This window comes from Pseudolabrys sp., from assembly GCF_050250095.1.
GTDB lineage: Bacteria > Pseudomonadota > Alphaproteobacteria > Rhizobiales > Xanthobacteraceae > Pseudolabrys.
In genome coordinates this window covers 381,612-401,645 of sequence record NZ_JBFWPH010000001.1, presented here as the reverse complement: position 1 = coordinate 401,645, position 20,034 = coordinate 381,612, and the positions used below count along the sequence as shown (strand labels likewise).

Annotated in this window: 15 protein-coding genes; all 15 read right to left on the bottom strand. The window is 67.4% G+C overall.

The genetic code is table 11. The features are described from left to right. Positions 1 to 74: 74 nt before the first annotated feature. Complete coding sequence (gene lpxC, locus AB7F10_RS01945; RefSeq protein WP_428557962.1) at positions 75 to 1,022, bottom strand: UDP-3-O-acyl-N-acetylglucosamine deacetylase; 948 nt, start codon at positions 1,020 to 1,022, stop codon at positions 75 to 77. A gap of 445 nt (positions 1,023 to 1,467) precedes the next feature. Then, complete coding sequence (ftsZ, locus tag AB7F10_RS01940; protein ID WP_428557963.1) at positions 1,468 to 3,183, bottom strand: cell division protein FtsZ; 1,716 nt, start codon at positions 3,181 to 3,183, stop codon at positions 1,468 to 1,470. Between the two features lie 106 nt (positions 3,184 to 3,289). After that, a complete protein-coding gene (ftsA, locus tag AB7F10_RS01935) occupies positions 3,290 to 4,579 on the bottom strand; it encodes a cell division protein FtsA (RefSeq protein ID WP_428558404.1) in 1,290 nt (429 codons plus the stop codon). A 29-nt stretch (positions 4,580 to 4,608) separates the two neighbouring features. After that, a complete protein-coding gene (locus tag AB7F10_RS01930) occupies positions 4,609 to 5,547 on the bottom strand; it encodes a cell division protein FtsQ/DivIB (RefSeq protein ID WP_428557964.1) in 939 nt (312 codons plus the stop codon). 293 nt (positions 5,548 to 5,840) lie between these two features. Further along, on the bottom strand, positions 5,841 to 6,764 hold the full coding sequence (locus AB7F10_RS01925; RefSeq protein WP_428557966.1) for a D-alanine--D-alanine ligase: 924 nt from the start codon (positions 6,762 to 6,764) through the stop codon (positions 5,841 to 5,843). Positions 6,765 to 6,817: 53 nt separating this feature from the next. Beyond that, positions 6,818 to 8,020 (bottom strand): FAD-dependent monooxygenase, encoded by a 1,203-nt coding sequence (locus AB7F10_RS01920; protein ID WP_428557967.1) that lies wholly within the window; start codon positions 8,018 to 8,020, stop codon positions 6,818 to 6,820. Then, positions 8,017 to 8,937, bottom strand: a complete 921-nt coding sequence (gene murB / locus AB7F10_RS01915) for a UDP-N-acetylmuramate dehydrogenase (RefSeq protein ID WP_428557969.1) — start codon at positions 8,935 to 8,937, stop codon at positions 8,017 to 8,019. Before murB ends, AB7F10_RS01920 begins: the two co-directional genes overlap by 4 nt. A gap of 7 nt (positions 8,938 to 8,944) precedes the next feature. Next, a complete protein-coding gene (gene murC, locus AB7F10_RS01910; protein ID WP_428557970.1) occupies positions 8,945 to 10,348 on the bottom strand; it encodes a UDP-N-acetylmuramate--L-alanine ligase in 1,404 nt (467 codons plus the stop codon). Positions 10,349 to 10,480: 132 nt separating this feature from the next. Beyond that, positions 10,481 to 11,590 carry an undecaprenyldiphospho-muramoylpentapeptide beta-N-acetylglucosaminyltransferase gene (gene murG, locus AB7F10_RS01905; protein ID WP_428557971.1) on the bottom strand — a complete coding sequence of 370 codons (1,110 nt, stop codon included), beginning with the start codon at positions 11,588 to 11,590 and terminating at the stop codon, positions 10,481 to 10,483. Beyond that, a complete protein-coding gene (gene ftsW / locus AB7F10_RS01900; protein ID WP_428557973.1) occupies positions 11,587 to 12,735 on the bottom strand; it encodes a putative lipid II flippase FtsW in 1,149 nt (382 codons plus the stop codon). The genes murG and ftsW overlap by 4 nt, the downstream gene beginning before the upstream one ends. 133 nt (positions 12,736 to 12,868) lie before the next feature. Continuing rightward, positions 12,869 to 14,284, bottom strand: a complete 1,416-nt coding sequence (gene murD / locus AB7F10_RS01895; RefSeq protein ID WP_428557974.1) for a UDP-N-acetylmuramoyl-L-alanine--D-glutamate ligase — start codon at positions 14,282 to 14,284, stop codon at positions 12,869 to 12,871. Positions 14,285 to 14,287: 3 nt separating this feature from the next. Further along, positions 14,288 to 15,373 (bottom strand): phospho-N-acetylmuramoyl-pentapeptide-transferase, encoded by a 1,086-nt coding sequence (mraY, locus tag AB7F10_RS01890; protein ID WP_428557975.1) that lies wholly within the window; start codon positions 15,371 to 15,373, stop codon positions 14,288 to 14,290. Positions 15,374 to 15,403: 30 nt separating this feature from the next. Continuing rightward, on the bottom strand, positions 15,404 to 16,837 hold the full coding sequence (locus AB7F10_RS01885) for a UDP-N-acetylmuramoylalanyl-D-glutamyl-2,6-diaminopimelate--D-alanyl-D-alanine ligase (RefSeq protein ID WP_428557976.1): 1,434 nt from the start codon (positions 16,835 to 16,837) through the stop codon (positions 15,404 to 15,406). Next, the gene (locus AB7F10_RS01880) at positions 16,834 to 18,279 is read right to left on the bottom strand and encodes a UDP-N-acetylmuramoyl-L-alanyl-D-glutamate--2,6-diaminopimelate ligase (protein WP_428557977.1); all 1,446 of its coding nucleotides are present in this window, start codon (positions 18,277 to 18,279) and stop codon (positions 16,834 to 16,836) included. Before AB7F10_RS01880 ends, AB7F10_RS01885 begins: the two co-directional genes overlap by 4 nt. Continuing rightward, entirely contained in the window at positions 18,276 to 20,033 is a 1,758-nt protein-coding gene (locus AB7F10_RS01875) for a peptidoglycan D,D-transpeptidase FtsI family protein (protein ID WP_428557978.1), read from the bottom strand. The genes AB7F10_RS01880 and AB7F10_RS01875 overlap by 4 nt, the downstream gene beginning before the upstream one ends. Between the last annotated feature and the right edge of the window lies 1 nt (position 20,034).

The following is a 20,034-nucleotide window of genomic DNA, read 5'->3' as shown; positions in this document are numbered from 1 at the left end:
CTAGGCCGACATTCGGCCCGTATTAAGGCAAAAAGTTAAGGCCGGAAACCGGCGATTTCGGGAAATCCGCCGTTTCAGGACACATCCGGCCCATAAGCCGGGGCGACGAGGCCGGCGGCGACGTCGGCGTGGCCGCGGGCACGGCGTGCCGGGGCCGCCTCGACGATCCGCCAGGCCGATCGATCGGCCATCAGCGCGGACAGCACGGCGTGGTTGAGCTTGTGACCGCCGCAAACCGAGCGATAGGCCCCAAGCAGCGGCGCTCCGGCGAGCGCCAGATCGCCGATGGCATCGAGCACCTTGTGACGGACGAATTCGTCCGGATAGCGCAGTCCGTTCGGGTTGAGCACCCGGTCCTCGGCCACCACCAGCGTGTTCTCGAACGACGCGCCGAGCGCATAGCCCGCGCCCCAGAGCTTCGCGACGTCGCGCATGAAGCCGAAGGTGCGCGCACCGGCGATCTCGGTGCGGAAGGTGTTCGGATCGATGTCGAACGCGACGGCCTGACGGCCGATCACCGGGCTCGGGAAATCGATCTCGGCTTCGACGCGGAAGCCGTTATAGGGGCGCAGTTCGCCGACCGACTTGTCGAAGCCGACCCGCACCGGCTTGAGAACCTCGATGTAGCGGCGCGGTGCGTTGAGCGTGACGATGCCGGCCTGATCGATCGCGGCGACAAACGGCGCGGCGCTGCCGTCCATGATCGGCGCTTCCGGCCCGTCGAGTTCGATCACGGCGTTGTCGACGCCGGCGCCGCGCAGCGCGGCAAGCACATGTTCGGTGGTCTGGCACAGCGCGCCCTTGGCGTCGCCGAGCACGGTCTGGAATTCCGTGGCGGTGACGGCGCGGAAATCGGCGCGAACTTCGCGCTCCGGTGCGCCTTCGCTGGCGGCGCGCACGAAGAGAATGCCGCTATCGGCCTCGGCGGGATGCAACGTCAGGGTCGCAGAGAGGCTGGAATGCACGCCAATGCCGAAAACAGCGGCATGCTTGCGCAGCGTCGTTTGCTTTCCGCCCTTCATCCAGTCCCCTTCACATCACCGCTTCCAACCCTGGCGGGTCGAGGGTGACGCGATCCCCAAAACGCGACTCACAAACCTGATCTCAGGAGCGCCGCAGTTTCGTCACCATTCCGAGGGACCCGTTCCAACCGCCGTTCGCCCAAGTCAGCGGAGAAGTCCCTTTGCGGTCAGCAAACTAGGCCACGCTGGCACTGCAACCAACTCACGCTTTCTTACCGACTATTACCTTTTTCGACACAATTCGCGGCACTGCCGTCCATCAAGACCGCGATTTACCCTGCAAAGCATGGCAAAACGGGACGTTCCGGCACACGACGCGACACGCCGCCCGAACGCCCCAGACATAAAAAATTAATGTTAATTCAGTGCTTTATACGGAATTGACCGGTCCGTCCGGCAGTGACGGCGGCGAACCCTTCGCGGGTCCGCCGCCGCATTTCACCGTTCAGTTCGCCTGGCGGCGCAGGAACGCCGGGATATCGAGCTGATCGTCCTCGGCGGCGTTATGCACAGGAGCCTGCCGGCCGTGCTGGTCGAGGCCCTGCGGGCCGCGGCGGGCATATTCCGAGACCGGCTCTTGCGCCGGACGCGGACGCGCCACCGGCGGCATCGGCTGCGCAGCCGTCTCCGGCGGCGCCATCGGCTCATCGCGGCGGCCGAGGCCAACCGCGGCCAGCCGCTGCATCAGCGACATCCGCTGCTTCTCCGGGTGGGTGTCCGGCAGCTCGCCGCGCTGGGCATTGATCTGGTTCTGCGCCGGCAGCGGCAGCTCATCGATCCGCGGCATGCGCGGCTGGCGCAGCACGCGCTCGGCCTGCGGCGGGATGAACGTCTTGGCCGGCGGCGCCTCAACCGCAGCCTGCGGCGCCGGCGCAGGCTCAAACAGCGACGGCTTCATCGGCATCGGCTGGATCGAGACGTCCTCGACGGTGGTCTGCTGCGGCATCAGCGCCGCAGCAACCGCCGCATGCGCCGCCGACTCGACCCTCGCGGCAGGCGCCTCAACCGGCGCCGGCGCGACACCCGCGTCGCGCTCGATACGCTCGGCGATGCGCTTGGAGTCGGTGCGTAGCCGCGCGGTCAGCTCGGCCAGGCGGTTTTCCGCGGCCGAGGCGGTCGGCGAGGCTTGCGTGGCCGGCGTGGCGACCGCCTTCGGCGTCGCGGCGGCGGCCGGGCGCTGCTGCGCGTGGACGACGGCGTGATCGATGCCGGTCGCGACGACCGACACGCGAATGATGCCTTCGAGCGACTCGTCGAAGGTCGCGCCGACGATGATGTTGGCGTCCGGATCGACCTCGCCGCGGATACGGGTCGCCGCTTCGTCGACCTCGTACAGCGTGAGATCCTTGCCGCCGGTGATCGAGATCAACAGGCCGCGCGCGCCCTTCATCGAGGCGTCGTCGATCAGCGGATTGGCGATCGCGGCTTCCGCCGCGGTGAGCGCCCGCTTCTCGCCGGAGGCCTCGCCGGTGCCCATCATCGCCTTGCCCATCTCGCGCATCACGGCGCGGACGTCGGCGAAGTCGAGGTTGATGAGACCTTCCTTGACCATCAGATCGGTGATGCAGGCGACGCCCGAATAGAGCACCTGGTCGGCCATCGCGAAGGCGTCGGCGAAGGTGGTCTTTTCGTTGGCCACCCGGAACAGGTTCTGGTTCGGGATGATCAGCAGCGTGTCGACGACCTTGTGCAGTTCCTGGATGCCGGCTTCGGCGAAGCGCATGCGGCGTGCGCCTTCGAACTGGAACGGCTTGGTGACGACGCCGACCGTCAGGATGCCGGCCTCGCGGGCGGCCTTGGCGATCACCGGCGCAGCGCCGGTGCCCGTGCCGCCGCCCATGCCGGCGGTGACGAACACCATGTGCGCGCCGCTCAAGTGGTCGCGAATCTCGTCGATCGCTTCTTCCGCCGCGGCCCGGCCGACTTCCGGCTGCGAGCCGGCGCCGAGACCCTCGGTGACCTGCGCGCCCATCTGGACGATGCGCTCGGATTTCGACATGGTCAGCGCCTGGGCGTCCGTGTTGGCGACGACGAAGTCGACGCCCTGCAGCCCGGCCGTGATCATGTTGTTGACCGCGTTGCCGCCTGCGCCACCGACACCGAACACGGTGATCCGCGGCTTCATCTCCCGGATGTCCGGAATCTTCAGATTGATCGTCATGGGTTGCCTCTCGATTGCACAGGCCGCAGGACTGCGTTCGCGCAGCCGCACGCCATCCGGCCCGGCCGGTCCGCCACCGGCCGTGTCGTGGTTTGAGTAAAAAGGGTCAGAAGCTGTCGCGTAACCATCGTCCGACCCGGGCCATGTAGCCGCCCGTCCCTGTCATCAATTGCCGCGTTCGCCGCGGTTCGAAGTGTTCGAGATGCGCCACCTGCGGATAGACCAGCAGACCTGCGGTCGCCGCAAAGGCGGGATTCTTGGCAACGTCCGGCAGACCGGCGATGCCGAGCGGACGCCCGATCCGCACCTGGCGGTCGAGAATGCGCGCTGCGAGATCGGCAAGACCGGTCAACTGGCTTGCGCCGCCGGTGAGCACGACGCGACCGCGCCGATCACTGGCGAAAGGCGAAGCTCTCAATCGATCGCGCACCATCTCCAGAATTTCCTCGACGCGCGGCCGGATGATCCGCACCAGCGTCTCACGCGATACGAATTGCGGCGGTTCGCTGTCGTCGTCTCCGACCGGCGGCACGGTGATCATGTCCCGGTGATCCGATCCGCCAGCTAAAACAGTGCCATAAAACGTTTTGATTCGCTCGGCGTCGGCGATTCGCGCGTTGAGACCGCGCGCCAGATCCATCGTGACGTGCAGGCCGCCGAGCGCGAAGCCATCGGCATAAACGAAACGCCCGCCGCTAAAAACGGCCATTGTGGTCGTCCCAGCGCCCATTTCGACGACGGCAGCGCCGAGATCGGCTTCATCGTCGGTCAAGGCGGCAAGCCCGGCCGCATAGGACGACGCGGTCATGGCTTCGACGTCGAGATGACAGCGCTCGACCGTGAGCATCAGATTGCGCGCGGTGGCGACGTCGGCGGTGACCATGTTCATGTCGACGCCGAAACGATAGCCGACCATGCCGCGCGGATTGGAGATGCCGCTCGCGGCGTCGAGTTGATAGCCGGTCGGCAGCGAATGCAGCACGGCGCGGCCGTCGCGCACCGAATGGCGGCTCGCCGCGGCAAGCACGCGCGCGATGTCGCCCTCGGCGACCGAGCCGTTCGAGAGTTCGATGCGGGCGGTGAAGCGCTCGCTGCCGATGCGCCCGCCGGACAGCGACACCACGACGGATTCAAGCTGCACCTCGGCCATATGCTCGGCGGCGGCGATCGCCTGCCGCGCCATCTGCTCGGCGGCGACCAGATCGACCACGTTGCCGGCTTTCATGCCGGCTGCCGCGGTGTGACCGAAGCCCAGAAGGCGGATGCCGTGGCTGCGCCTTCGCAGCACGTCCTGCGGCGGATGCGGCTCGAGCCGCGCGATCAGGCAGACGATCTTGCTGGTGCCGATGTCAAGCGCGGCGACCGCCGCTCCCCGCGTCGGCGATACCGGCTTCATCTTCGGCGTCAGCCCAAAATGAAGAACGCTCACGTCTCGCTCCCCTTACGCTTGGTCTTCTTGTCCTTCAGCGCCGCCTTGATCGCCTCGGCGCGCGCTTGCGCCGCCGCGTCCGACAGACGGACGACGACGCGATCCGGCAAGCGGAAATCCACCACGGTGATGTCGCGCGACAGCAGGTCCTTGTCGCGCGCGAGCCCGGCAAGCTGCGCAAGCGCGGCAGCCGGATCGTGTTCCGGCAGCAGCACCTCGATGCCGTCATTGAGGTGCAGGTTCCAGCGGCGCTTGGCGACCAGCACCGAGGCTTTCACCTGCGCGCGGATCGCCGGAGCGCCGGCAAGCAGCGCGAGAATGTCCCTAGCGGCAAGATCGGCGCCCTCGCCGACCACCAGCGGCAGGCTGGAGAACCGCGCGCCGGTATAGGGCTCGAGCACGGTGCCGTTGTCGGCGATGACGCTGACGTCACCGGCCTTCTGCCACAGCGCGACCGGCACGCGCTCCTTGATCTCGATCTGCAGACGGCCCGGATAAAGCTTCATCACGGTCGCTTCGGCGACCCAAGGGTTGTCGTCGAGGCGCGCACGCGCCGAGGCGGGATCGAGACACAGCAGCGACGAGCTTGCATCGACGCCGGCCAGCGCCAGCACGTCGTCGCGCTTGAGCTGCTTCGTCCCCGCGAGCGCAATCGACGTGATGCGGAAACCCGCGGCGTTGGCAGCGCCGTTGCAGAGCGCGTGAAGCCCGTCGGCGAGTTCTTTCGCGTGATCGCCGCGATTGATGCCGTAGGCGGCCGCAAGCAGCATGAAGACGAACACCGTCGCGCTGCCGACGCCCCGCGGCGGATTGAGCTCGATCAGCGTCGAGAAGACTCGGCGCATGGCACGACGCCCGCGCGCGAGCCGCGACGTCTTCGACGTCCAGGCCTGCTTCGGCGTCAGCGATTGGGCGAGGCGCCCTCGATCGTCCATCGCAGCAGCTCTTCAAACGTTAGGCCCGCGTCAGCGGGCGGCGAGTTCCGGCACGGGCATTTCGGCGGTGCCCGGACGGTTGCGCCTCCTGGCGGACGAGTCCCTTGCGTCCCCCGAAGGCCGTCATTGCGGGGCTTCACGCGCGCGCCACCGGCGCGGCTGCGCGAAACACCGCCAATGCGTAGTCTTCGGGGCTTTAGGTAAACGATTGGTAAAGGTTGAGAGAAAGTTGACAGGACCGCGAAACTTCGACCGGACGTGGCTTTCCGGGCACGAACGCGGCCCGGTAGCCGTCAGCGGTCGAGCGAGGCGTCCTCGATCATCCAGGCGACCAATTGCTCGAAGGAAATGCCGGCATGGGCGGCAAGCTCCGGCACCAGCGAGGTTTCGGTCATGCCCGGCTGGGTGTTCACCTCGAGGCAAACGAGCCCCTTGGTGCCGGGCAGGCTGTCGTCGTAGCGGAAGTCGGCGCGGGTGACGCCGCGGCAGGCCAGCGCACGGTGCGCGGCGACCGCGAGACGACGCGCTTCCTCGTAGATTTCGGACGACACCGGCGCAGGCAGCAGATGCTTCGAGCCGCCCGGCGCGTATTTCGCTTCGTAGTCGTAGAACTTCACCGTCGGCACGATCTCGATGACGCCGAGCGCCTTGTCGCCCATCACCGCGCAGGTCAGCTCCTTGCCGGGGATGTAGCGTTCCGCGAGCAGTTGCTCGCCATAGGCCCAGTCCGGCCGCGTCAACTCCTGCGGCGGATGCTCATGCTCCCTGGTGACGATGAAGACGCCGACGCTCGAGCCTTCCGCGATCGGCTTGATGACGTAAGGCCGCTCCAGCACATGCGCCTTCGCCGCCTCGTGGCGCGACACCACCTTGCCTTCCGGCACCGGCACGCCGCCGGCCTTCAGGAGCGGCTTCGCCAGATCCTTCTGCATCGCGACCGAGGACGCGAGCACGCCGGAATGCGAATAGGGAATGCCGAGAATTTCCAGCATGCCTTGCAGCGCACCGTCCTCGCCGGGCCGGCCATGCAGCACGTTGAGCGCGACGTCGGGCTTCAGCGCCGTCAGCACGGCGGCGATGTCGCGCGTCACGTCGATGCGCGTGACGCGGTAGCCGGCGCGCTCGGCTGCCGCCGCACAGGCCGCTCCCGACCGCAGCGACACTTCGCGCTCGGCCGACCAGCCTCCCATCAGAACGGCAACGTGCTTGGCGGCCATCGTCATCTCCTCATCGCGAAGCTAAAGCGCAACGCTTGATAAATCGTCAGCATTCAGGCGCGGCGCGCGGCCGATGCCTGCGACAGATCGAAACCGTCATAGAGCCAGGCCAGACAGTCGCAAACCTCGCGCTCCGAGCGCGACGAGAACATGTCGAGCCAGACGTCGCGAGCGACGTCTTCGGCATGATAGCCCTCCCACATCATGCGGCCTTCGAGCTGGACCCGCGCGGTGCGCACGCCGCGCGCCTTGACCAGCGCGGCGAAAGCGCCGGCAATGTCGCCATTGGCTTGCGCGACCAGTTCACCCAGACACACGCCGTCCTCGATCGCCATGCAGGCGCCCTGGGCAAAGGTCTGCAGCGCCGGATGCGCGGCATCGCCGAGAATGACCACGCGGCCGTCGCTCCAGCGCCGCACCGGGTCGCGGTCCGAGATCACCCAGCGCCGGGACAGGTCCATCCTGTCGAGCATCGCCTTGATGGTCGGATGCGCCCGCGCGTAGGTGCGCTCGACCTCGGCGGCATGGAAGGCGGCGTCGCCCTTCTCGTCGAAAGTGCCGGTGCGGAACACGGCGACGATGTTGCACAGCGTGTCGTGCCGAACCGGGTAATGCACCAGATGGAACGACGGGCCGATCCAGATCGCCGAGACGTCGCGCTGCACCCCGGCCGGCACCTCGCTCATCGGGATGATGGTGCGATGCGCGACATAGCCGATCGGCTTCGGGTCGCCGTCGCCGAGCATCTGCGCCCGCACGACCGAGCGCAGTCCGTCGGCGCCAATCAGCCCCGCGCCAGAAATCTTCTTGCCGTCCGCGGTGGTCACCGTGACGCCGGCGCTATCTTGCGTATAGCCGGTCACCGTGACGTTGGATTGCAGGTCGATGCCGGACGTCGCCTTGCAGGCCTCGAGCAGCACGCCGTGCAGGTCGACACGGTGGATGACGATATAGGGCGCGCCGAACCGCTCCCGCAGCATCTTCTCGCCCGGGATGCGCGCGACGTCCGCGCCGGTCAGCGCATCGAACATCACGCAGGCACGCGGCACCACCGCGACTTTCATCATCGCCGCGGTAAGCCCGAGCTTCTCGAACATCGGAAACACGTTGGGGCCGAGCTGGATGCCGTAGCCGATCGCGCCCAGCTCCGCGGTCTGTTCCAGCACGCGAACCGGGACGCCATTGCGCGCCAGCGCCAGCGCCGCGGTCAGCCCGCCAATGCCGCCGCCGGCGATGAGGATGGGGCGATCGGTCATGATGCCACTCCGATGCGTTTGATTTCCCACTCCAGCGTCACGCCGGAATTCTCCTTCACGCGCTTGCGCACCGTTTCGCCCAGCGTTTCGATGTCATGCGCGGTGGCGGCGCCGAGATTGATCAGGAAATTGCAGTGCAGCTCCGACACCTGCGCCTGGCCGACCTTGAGGCCGCGGCCGCCGGCGGCGTCGATCAGCTGCCACGCCTTGCCGCCCTGCGGGTTCTTGAAGGTCGAGCCGCCGGTGCGGCTCTTGATCGGCTGCGTCGCCTCGCGCGACTCGGTGATCTTGTCCATCTCTGCGGCAATCGTCGCCCGGTCGCCCGCCTCACCCTGAAACAGCGCCTGCGTGAAGATCACATCGTCGCCCACCGAGCAGTGGCGATAGCTGTAGCCCATGTCGGCATTGGTGAAAGTGCGAAGGTTGCCGTCGCCGTCGACGCCGCGCGCCTCGATCAGCCGGTCCTTCGTTTCGCCGCCATAGGCGCCGCCGTTCATGCGCAGCGCGCCGCCGATGCCGCCGGGGATGCCGCGCAGGAACGCGAGGCCTGCGATGCCGGCCTCCTGCGCCGCGCGCGCGACCTTCACGTCCGGCACCGCGGCGCCGGCGCGAATGCGGTTGTCATTCTCCACCGTCACTTCATTGAAACCGCGGCCCAGACGAATGACGATGCCCGGCACGCCGCCGTCGCGCACGATCAGGTTGGAGCCGAGGCCGATCACGGTGACCGGCACATCCTTCGGCCGCCGCGCCATGAAATAAGCGAGGTCGTTCTCGTCTTCCGGCATGAACAGCACCTGCGCCGGCCCGCCGACGCGAAACCAGGTCAGGTCCGCAAGCGGCTGGTTCGCCATCAACCGGCCGCGCAGCTCCGGCATCGCGGCTTTCAAGGGTGCGGTGATGTCGGGGAAGGTCATCCTTTGCCTATCCGAGCGCCTTCAGCTCGCCCGGCAGCGCGTAAGCCCATTGGGTGATGTTGCCGGCGCCGAGGCAGACGACATAGTCGCCGGGCTTCGCCAGTCCCTTGACGATGCCGGCGAGTTTTTCCGGACCGTCGAGCGGAACGACCTGCCGGTGGCCGCGCGCGCGCAGCGCGGCGACCAGGCTGTCGCGGTCGGCGCCCTCGATCGGCGTTTCGCCCGCCGCATAGACCGGCGCGACGACGACGACGTCGGCGTCGTTGAAGCAGGTCGAGAAGCCCTCGAACAGCGATTTGAGCCGGGTGTAGCGATGCGGCTGCACCACGGCGATCACCTGCCCCTTCACCGAGTCGCGGGCGGCCTTCAGCACCGCCGCGATCTCGACCGGGTGATGGCCGTAATCGTCGATGATCGTCACGCCGTTCCATTCGCCGGCGCGGGTGAAGCGGCGCTTGACGCCGCCGAATTTCGCCAGCGCGGCGCGGATCTTGTCGTCGGCGATACCAAGCTCATGCGCCACCGCGATCGCGGACGTGGCGTTGAGCGCATTGTGGCGGCCGGGCATCGGCAGTTCGAGCTTGTCGATAGTGTGCACCACCTTGCCGTCGCGGTCGCGGAACAGCACCGTAAAGCGCGAGACGCCGTTCTCGTTGGTGAGATCGACGAGGCGCACGTCGGCCTGCGGGTTCTCGCCGTAAGTGACGATGCGGCGGTCGACGATGCGGCCAACGAGGCGCTGCACGATCGGATGATCGGTACACATGACGGCAAAGCCGTAGAACGGCACGTTCTCGACGAAATCGACGAAGGCTTCCTGCACCGCCTGGAAGGTCTTGAAGTGATCGAGATGCTCGGCATCGACATTGGTGACGATGGCGATGTCGGCCGGCAGCTTGAGGAACGTGCCGTCGGACTCGTCGGCCTCGACCACCATCCAGTTGCCGGCGCCGAGGCGGGCATTGGTGCCGTAGGCGTTGATGATGCCGCCATTGATGACGGTCGGGTCGATGCCGCCGGCATCGAGCAGCGTCGCCACCATCGAGGTCGTGGTGGTTTTGCCATGCGTGCCGGCGACGGCGACGCAGCTCTTCAGCCGCATCAGCTCGGCGAGCATCTCGGCGCGGCGCACCACCGGCAGCCGGCGCGCACGCGCGGCGACGAGTTCGGGATTGTCCGGCTTGATCGCGGAGGACACCACGACGACATCGGCGGCGTCGAGGTTGTCCGCCTTGTGGCCGATCTCGACGGTGACGCCCTTCTCGCGCAACCGCTTGACGTTGGCGTTCTCGGCAACGTCCGAGCCGCGCACGGTGTAGCCGAGATTGACCAGCACCTCGGCGATGCCGCTCATGCCGATGCCGCCGATGCCGACGAAATGCACCGGGCCGATGTCGCGCGGCAGTTTCATGGAATGGAACCTCTGATTTCCGGCAGTCATGCCCGGCTTTATGCCGGGCATCCACGTCTTTCTTGTTTTTTGCAAGACGTGGATGGCCGGGACAAGCCCGGCCATGACGAAATAGTTAGCGTCTCGGTATTGCTAGCGTTTTGCGACCCGAAGCACCAGATCGGCCAGCTTTTCCGCGGCATCCGGCGCGCCGGCGCTGCGGGCGCCCGCCGCCATGCCGGCCAGCCGCGCGGAATCGGCAGACAGCGCGGCGAGTTCCGCGGCAAGCCGGTTCGGCGTGAAATCGCGCTGCGCGATACAGATCGCCCCGCCCGCCTCGGCGAGCATCGTCGCGTTGGCGAACTGATCCTGATCGAGCGCGTGCGGCAGCGGCACCAGGATCGCCGGCCGGCCGATCACGGCAAGTTCGGCCACCGTCGAGGCGCCGGAGCGCGACACGACAAGATGCGCCCTGGCGATGCGGTCCGGCAGATCGGAGAAAAACGCCGCGACCTCGGCGGCGATGCCGTGATGCGCGTAGGAGGCCTTGGCGCGGTCGATATCCTCGCCGCGCGCCTGCTGGGTGACGGCGATGCGCGCGCGCAACGGCGCATCGAGCAACGCCAGCGCCGAGGGCACCACGTCGGCCATCACCCGCGCGCCCTGGCTGCCGCCGAAGACGAGAAGGTTGAGCGACCCGCCGGCCACCGGCGGCGCGTAAGGCACGGCTGCAGCCGCGATCACATTGGGCCGCACCGGGTTGCCGGTGAAGGTCGTCTTGGCGCGCAGCGCGTCGCTCATGCCGGCGACGCTGCGCATGCTGGAGGCAATCGCGGTGACGCGGGAACTCAAGAACCTGTTGGCGCGGCCCATCACGCCGTTCTGCTCATGCAGCACGGTCGGGATGCCGCGCAGCGAAGCCGCGAGCACCGGCGGCACGGTCGGATAGCCGCCGAAGCCGACCACGACGTCCGGCTTCAGGCGGCCAAGCAGCGACCAGGCTTTCGCTACGCCCAGTCCCAGCGTCGCGACAGTCCTGGCGATCGCGACCGGATTGCGGCCGCGCAATGTCGCGCTCGGCAGAATGTGAGTCTCGCGCGCCGGAAAGTCGGGACCGTAATGCACGGCGCGCTCGTCGGTGGCGAGATCGACGGTGACGCCGCGCGCGCGCAGCGCGACGCTGAGCGCCTGCGCCGGAAACAGATGCCCGCCCGTTCCGCCGGCCGCGACGAGAACGAACGGCGCGCGCGCCCTCTCGTTCACGCCACGCCTCTCGCGGCCACGATGTCCGGCGCCATGATGGCGGCGCGCGGCTGCTCGCGGGTGAAGGCGAGCATCATGCCGACCGCATAGGCGAGCGATAAGAGCGACGAGCCCCCATAGGAGATGAAGGGCAGCGTCATGCCCTTGGCGGGAATGAGATGCAGGTTCACCGAGACGTTGATCGCCGACTGCATGCCGAACAGGATCGCAAGGCCGGACGCCGCGAAACGGTGGAACGGATCGTCGTTGCGCATCGCACGCATCAGCGAGCGGATGACGATAAAGGCAAACAGCGCGACGAGGATGAGGCACAGCACGATGCCGAATTCCTCCGCCGCCACCGCGAAGACGAAGTCAGTATGGCTCTCGGGCAGGATGCGCTTCACCGTGCCCTCGCCCGGCCCGCGACCGAACCAGCCGCCGTGCAGGAACGACTCCGTCGCCATGTCGATATTGTAGGTGTCGCCGGAGGCCGGATTAATGAAGCGCTGGATGCGCCGCGTCACGTAAGGCACCGTGTAGTAGGCCGCCATCAGGCCGGCGCCGCCGAGGCCGGCAAGGCCGAACATCCACACGACGCGCATGCCGGCGAGGAAAAACAGCGCGCTCCACACCACCGCGATCAGCATGGTCTGGCCGAAATCCGGCTGCATCACGAGCAGGCTGACGACGAGGCCCAGAAGGCCGAGCGCCATGATGTTGGCCGGCACCTCGGGGCGCTTCGTGGATTCGCCGAACAGCCAGGCGACGATGACGACGAAGGCCGGCTTCATGAATTCCGACGGCTGGATGTTGAAGCCGAACAGGACAAGCCAGCGCCGCGCGCCCTTGATCTCCGGCCCGAAATAGGGCGTCGCCGCCACCATCACGATGCTGACGATCAGCACGACGAGCGACAGCCGCCGGATCTGCTGCGGCGTCAGCAGCGATACGGTCAGCAGCACGGCGACCGAGGCGATGACGAAGAAGATGTGGCGATTGACGAAATAAAACGGATCGAGGCCGAGGCGGCTGGCGACCGGCGGGCTCGCGGCAAGCGACAGCACGATGCCGGCGAGCAGCAGCGCGCCGACCGCAGCCAGCGAGAAGCGGTCGACCGTCCACCACCATTCACCGAACGGCGTGCGTTGCGCGCGGGAAACCATGCGAACCCCTGGCTGCGCGTGATGCCGAAAAGCGGACGCCGGTTTTCGGGCAAGATCACGCGCCGACGAAAACGCCCTAGTCCTGACGCGGGATGGTTGCCAACTGCTTAATGAGCGAGATTGCGGCGCGAATTCAGTGCGCCAGCAGCGCGATTCCCGGCAGCGCCTCGACCAGCTTGCGGAACGCCGCGCCGCGAATCTCGAAGTTCCGGTACTGGTCGAACGAGGCGCAGGCCGGCGACAGCAGCACCACCGGCTCTTTCAGGCCCGACGCCGCGGCATCGCGGGCCGCCGCCGGCACCGCCTGATCGAGTGTGCCGGACATTTCGTAGGCGACCTTGCCATCGAGCGTTTTGGCGAAGTCGGCCGCCGCCTCGCCGATCAGATAAGCCTTGCGCACCTTCGGGAAATAGTCGGCAAGGGTCGCGATACCGCCGGTCTTCGGCTTGCCGCCGAGAATCCAGAAGATGTCCTGATAGCTCGCGAGCGCGCGGGCCGCCGAGTCGGCATTGGTCGCTTTCGAGTCGTTGACGAACAGCGTCGCACCGTTTGCCGTTTTCTGGCGGCCGATCTGCTCCATGCGGTGCGCGAGGCCGGGAAACGACATCAGGCCCTGCTGGATCTGCTGCGGCGTGAGGCCGAGCGCCTGCGCCGCGGCGATGGCGCAGGCCGCGTTCTGCGCGTTATGGATGCCGCGCAACGAGCCGATGCCGGCAAGCTGCGCGATCGGATGGGCCTTGCCGGCTTCCGAACGCATGATGCGCGTACCGTCGGCATAAAGCCCGTCGCGCAGCGTGCCGGCGACGGAGACGCGCATCACCGTCCGGCCCGCACGTTCGATGCGGTCGGCGGCGTCGCGTCCCCACCGATCGTCGACGCCGATAATGGCGACGCCGCCCTGCTCGACCTTGGCCGGCAGCAGCGCCTTCACGGCGGCGTAGTTCTCCATCGTGCCGTGACGGTCGAGGTGGTCCTCCGACACGTTGAGCAGGATGCCGGCGGTGGCGCGCAGCGAGGGCGCGAGGTCGATCTGGTAGGACGAGACTTCCGCGACATAAGGCCGGCCCGGCGCGAAGGGTGCGAGCGACAGCATCGGCACGCCGATGTTGCCGCCCATCTGCACATCGCGGCCGGCGGCGCGCAGCAGATGCGCGGTCAGCGCGGTCGTCGTCGACTTGCCGTTGGTGCCGGTGATCGCGACCAGCGGGCAGCCGGCGCCGTGCGCGGCGCGCTCGCGGCAGAACAGTTCGATGTCGCCGATCACCTCGACGCCGGCGGCTCCCGCCATCGTCACCGTCCAGTGCGGCTTGGGGTGCGTCAGTGGCACGCCGGGCGCAAGCACCAGCGCGGCGAACTGGCTCCAGTCCGCCTTGCGCAGATCGACGACGTCGAAATTCTTCGCGCCGGCCGCAAGCACCGAGGCGGGCTCGTCGTCATACACGACCACTTTGGCGCCGCCGGCGATCAGCGCGCGCGCGCTGTCGAGGCCGGAATTGCCGAGGCCGAACAGCGCGACGGTTTTTCCGGCGAAGGTCGTGACCGGGATCAAGGCCTATCTCAGCTTCAGCGTGGCGAGCCCGGCGAGCGCCAGCACCACCGCCACGATCCAGAAGCGGATGACGATCTGCGGTTCGGTCCAGCCGAGCTGCTCGTAGTGATGATGGATCGGCGCCATCCTGAAGACGCGCTTGCCGGTCAGCTTGAACGACACCACCTGCACGATCACCGACACCGCCTCGAGCACGAATAGCCCGCCGACGATCGCCAGCACGATCTCGTGCTTGGTCGCGACCGCGACCGCGCCGAGCATGCCGCCGAGCGCCAGCGAGCCGGTATCGCCCATGAAGATTGAGGCCGGCGGCGCGTTGAACCACAGGAAGCCGAGGCCCGCGCCGATCATCGCGCCGCAAACCACCGCAAGCTCGCCGGTGCCGGGCACGAAATGGATCTGCAGATATTCGGAGAACACCGCGTTGCCGGCGAGATAGGCGATCAGGCCGAAGGTCGCCGCCGCGATCATCACCGGCACGATGGCGAGGCCGTCGAGGCCGTCGGTCAAGTTCACCGCATTGCCGGCGCCGACGATGACGAAGGTGCCGACTACGAAGAAGAACCAGCCGAGATTGAGCACCGCGTCCTTGAAGAACGGGAACACCAATGAGGTCGCGATCGGCGGCTTGGCGAGGCTCGCGAGCACGAGGCAGGCGGCGACCGCGATCGCCGCTTCGACGAACAGCCGCGTGCGGCCGGAGAAGCCGGCGTGACTCTGCTTGGTCACCTTCAGATAGTCGTCATAGAAGCCAATCGCGCCGAAGCCGAGCGTGACGCCGAGCACCACCCAGACGTAAGGATTGGTCGGGTTCGCCCACAGCAGCGTCGAGACCAGAACGCCGGACAGGATCATCAGCCCGCCCATCGTCGGCGTGCCGATCTTGGTGACGAGATGGGATTGCGGGCCGTCGGCGCGGATCGGCTGACCCTTGCCCTGCTTCAGCCGCAGCAGGTCGATGATCGGACCGCCGAACAGGAACACGAACACCATCGCGGTGACGATGGCGCCGCCGGTCCGGAACGTGATGTAGCGGAAGACGTTGAAGAACGAGACCTTGTCGGACAGTTCGATCAGCCAGAAAAACATGCGCCTTGATCCCTGCCCGCGAGCCTTCCATCAACTGTGCGCCGCCGGCTCGGCCGGCAGCCGCGGAAACTGCTGTTCCAGCGCCTTCACGATCGGCGCCATCTTCGAGCCGAGCGAGCCCTTGACCATCACGGCGTCGCCGGCGCGGACGGTCCGCAGCACCGCCGGCTCCAGCGCCGCCGCCGTCTCGGCATAGCCGCCCTTCAGAGTCGAGGGAAGAGCCTGCCACAGGGAATGCATGGCAGGCCCGGAGCAAAAGACCAGATCGATCCCCGCTTCGACCAGCGGCTTCGCCAGTTCCGCATGGAGTTCCCCGGCTTTTTTGCCCAGTTCCAGCATGTCGCCCAGCACCGCGATGCGCCGCCCGCCGCCCTCGGGGCGAAGTTGCCCGAGCAGCGCGATCGCCGCGCGCATCGAGGCGGGATTGGCGTTGTAGCTCTCGTCGATCAGCAGCGCGGCGCCGCCGGGCATCGCGAGGCGCTTCTGCACGCCGCGCCCCGCCGCCGGCTCGAGCCGGGCGAGCGCCAGCGCCGCGAGCGCGAGATCCGCTCCGGCGAGCCGCGCCGCGGTCAGCACCGCGAGCGAGTTCAGCAGCAGGTGTCGCCCCGGCGCGCCGAGCTTGTAGGTCACCTCGCTGCCGAGAATATCGGCCTGCACGGTCGAGCAGTCGGGATGCAGCGCAAACTTGACGAGCCGCGCGTCGGCTTTCGGATGCTCGCCGAAGGTCACGATGTTGGTGACGCCGGCCGCCTTGGCCGCGCGTGAGAGCCGCGCGAACTGGTCGTTGTCGCGATTGAGCACCGCGAAGCCGCCGCGCACCACACCGGAAAAGATTTCCGCCTTGGCGTCGGCGATCTTCGCCACCGAGCCGAAATATTCCAGGTGCACCGGCGCGACCGTGGTGACGATGGCGATATGCGGACGCACCATTTTGACGAGCGGCGTGATTTCGCCCGCATGGTTCATGCCGATCTCGAACACGCCGTAGCGCGCGCTTTCCGGAAACCGCGCCAGCGTCAACGGCACGCCCCAGTGATTGTTGTAGGAGGCGACCGAGGCGTGCGTCTCGCCGTCGGCCGACAATGCGAGCCGCAGCGCTTCCTTGGTCGAGGTCTTGCCGACCGAGCCGGTGACGGCGATGACCTTGGCTTCGGAGCGCTTGCGCGCCGCGCGCGCAAGCTTGCGCAAAGCGCCGAGCACGTCCGGCACGATCAGCAGCGGCGCCTTGCGCGAAAACCGCGCGCGCTGCTTCGCGGAGACGACCGCCACGCCGGCGCCTGCCTTCAGCGCCGCCTCGACGAAATCATGCCCGTCGCGGGCGTCGCCCTTGATGGCGAAGAACGCATCGCTCTTGCCGAGCGTGCGGCTGTCGATCGAGATGCCGGTGATCTCGGCCGGCAACTCGCCCTGCCGCCGCGCGCCCATCGCCGCGGCTATCGCCTTGCTGGTCCAGAGCGCCGTCATGCGTCGCCCTTCAACGCCGCCGCGACCGCCTCGTGGTCGCTGAACGGCAGCACCCGGTCGCCGACGATCTGGCCGGTTTCATGGCCCTTGCCGGCCACCAGCAGCACGTCGCCGGCTTTCAGCCCGGCAACAGCGGCGCGGATCGCCTGCGCGCGGTCGCCGATCTCGGTCGCACCGGGAGCCGCCGCCATGATCTCGGCGCGGATCTGCGCCGGGTTTTCCGAGCGCGGATTGTCGTCGGTCACGATGACGCGGTCGGCATTTTTGACGGCGATTTCGCCCATCAGCGGACGCTTGCCCTTGTCGCGGTCGCCGCCGCAGCCGAACACGACCACGAGCTTGCCGCGCGCGTAAGGCCGCAAGGCTTCGAGCGCCTTGGCGAGCGCGTCCGGCTTGTGAGCGTAATCGATGAAAACCGGCGCGCCGTTCCTGTTGCCGGCGAGTTCGAGCCGTCCCTTGGCGCCTTCGAGCTTTTCCAGCGCGGCAAATGTTTTCGCCGGATCGCCGCCGGAGACAATGACGAGACCGGCCGCGACCAGCGCATTCTCCACCTGAAACGCGCCGACCAGCGGCAGCCGCACCGTGTAATTTTTCCCCGCGTGCGCAAGCTGCAAGACCTGCGCGAAACCTTCAACCACGTCGCCGGTGAGCCTGATCGCCTCGCCACGCGCGCCGACGGTGACGACCTTGAGGCCACGCGCCTTCGCCGCCGCGACGACGCGCGCGGCGTAATCGCTGTCGGCGCTGACGACAGCCGCGCCATCCGGCGCGACCAATGCCGTGAACAGCCGCAGCTTGGCATTGAAGTAGTCTTCGACGGTCGGATGATAGTCGAGATGATCGCGCGACAAATTCGTGAAGCCGCCGGCGGTAACGCGCACGCCGTCGAGCCGGTGCTGGTCGAGACCATGCGATGACGCTTCCAGAACAAGGTGCGTCACGCCCTCGCCCGCGAGTTCGTCGATGGTCTTATGCAATGCAATCGGGTCCGGCGTCGTCAGCGAGCCGTAGACCTCGCCCTTCGGCGACACGACGCCGACGGTGCCGATGCTCGCCGCCTCGTGGCCGAGCGCCGTCCAGATCTGCCGCGCGAAGGCGGCGACCGAGGTCTTGCCGCTGGTGCCCGTCACCGCCGCGATGGTGGCGGGCTGGCGCGGATAGAACGCGGCGGCCGCGAGCGCCAGCGCACGCCGCGCGTTCTTCACCGGAATGAAAATGACATTGGCCGGCAGGTCCGCGACCGGCTTCTCGGCGGCGATCGCGACGGCGCCCGCATTCACAGCGGCGCGCGCGAAGGCCGCGCCGTCCGCCTTCACGCCGGGAATGGCGACGAACAGAAAGCCGCGCCCCACCGTGCGGCTGTCGGCGGCGAGACCGGCGATCTCGACGTCCTGCCAGCGCGCATCGACGCTGTCTTCGACGAAAAGATCGCGGAGCTTCAACGCCTGTCCTTCAAGGTCGCGAGGATCAACTGATCGGACGGCGGCAGGTCGAAACGCGGCCGGATGCCGAGTAGCGGCGCGACGCGCTTGACCACCGCGCCGCCGACCGGCACGGCGTTCCAGCCCGAGGTCGCGTAGCCGAAAGTTTCCTTCGAGCCCTGCGGTTCGTCGATCATGATGAGCAACATATAGCGCGGATTATCCGCCGGCATGATGGCCGTAAAGCTGGTCAACAGCTTGTGCTTGGCATACCGGCCGTTGACGACCTTCTCCGCCGTGCCGGTTTTTCCGCCGATATAATAGCCCGGCACGTCGGCCTTTTTCGCGGTGCCTTTTTCGACGTTGAGGCGCATCAGATAGCGCATCTTTTCGCTTGTTTCGGCGCTGATGACCCGCTTGCCGAGCTTGGCCGCTTGCTCCGGCGTGCGTTTCAGGAAAGTCGGCGGGATCAGCATGCCGCCATTGACCAGCGCCGAAATGCCCATCACCGCCTGCAACGGCGCGACCGAAAGGCCGTGACCGAAGGCGATCGTCACCGTGTTGATTTCGCCCCAGTGCTTGGGCACCAGCGGCTCGGCGCTTTCAGGCAATTCGGTGCGCAGCCGGTCGAGCTGGCCGAGCTTTTTCAGGAACCATTTGTGGTAGTCGACGCCGAGCGACAACGCCATGCGCGCGGTGCCGATGTTCGAGGAGTAGGTGAAGATCTCCGGCACCGTCAGGATGCGCTTCTCGGCGTGGTAGTCGTTGATGGTGAAGCGGCCGTAGCGCAGCGGTACGCGCGCATCGAAGCTCGAATTAAGCGAAATCCTGCCGCTGTCGAGCGCCATCGCGAGCGTCAGCGCCTTGAAGGTCGAGCCCATCTCGTAGACGCCGGTAGTCAGCCGGTTGAGCCGGTTCGGGTCGTTCGCCTCGCGCGGATTGTTCGGGTTGAAGTCAGGCTCCGACACCATCGCGACGATCTCGCCGGTGCGCACGTCGGTGATGATGCCGGCGGCAGCGATCGCCTTGAATTTTTCCTTGGCGGCGACGAGTTCTTCGCGCAGCGCGTATTGCACGCGCAGATCGATCGCGAGATCGACCGGCTTCTGCAAGCGGTCGGTCGCAAGGCCCGCCTGGTGCAGCGCCGCGAGGCCCTGCCCGTCGAGCCACTTCTCGATGCCGGCGATGCCCTGGTTGTCGATGTTCACATGGCCGATGACGTGGCTGACCACCGGCCCGTTCGGATAGACGCGCTTGTTCTCGCTCAGAAAGCCGATGCCGGGAATACCGAGATGATGGATCACGCGCTGCTGCTGCGGCGTCAGTTCGCGCTTCAGCCAGGCGAAGCCGCGCTTCGACGACAGGCGGTCGCGCAGTTCCGGCGCGTCGAGATCCGGCAGCACGGCGGTCAACTGTTCGGCCGCCTCGTCGACGTCGATGATCTTGCGCGGCTCGGCAAACAGCGACGGTGACTTGACGTCCGTTGCGATCACGAGACCGTTGCGGTCGACGATGTCGGGACGCGAGGTGGCGACCGCGTCGCGCGACACCCCGCCACGCCCGCCGTCCGGATCGCTGTTGATCGCAAAGATCACGAGCCGCGCCGACACCACCGAGAAGATCGCGGCGAACACCACGATGGTCAGGATCAGCCGCGCTTTCGCCTTAGCCTCGCGATCGACCTCGCGGCCGTAGAGCAGCGAGCGCAGCACGCGCTGCAGGCGCGGCGCGCGCCCTGCAATTTTGTCCGGAGATGCGGTGTCGTGCGCGCTCATG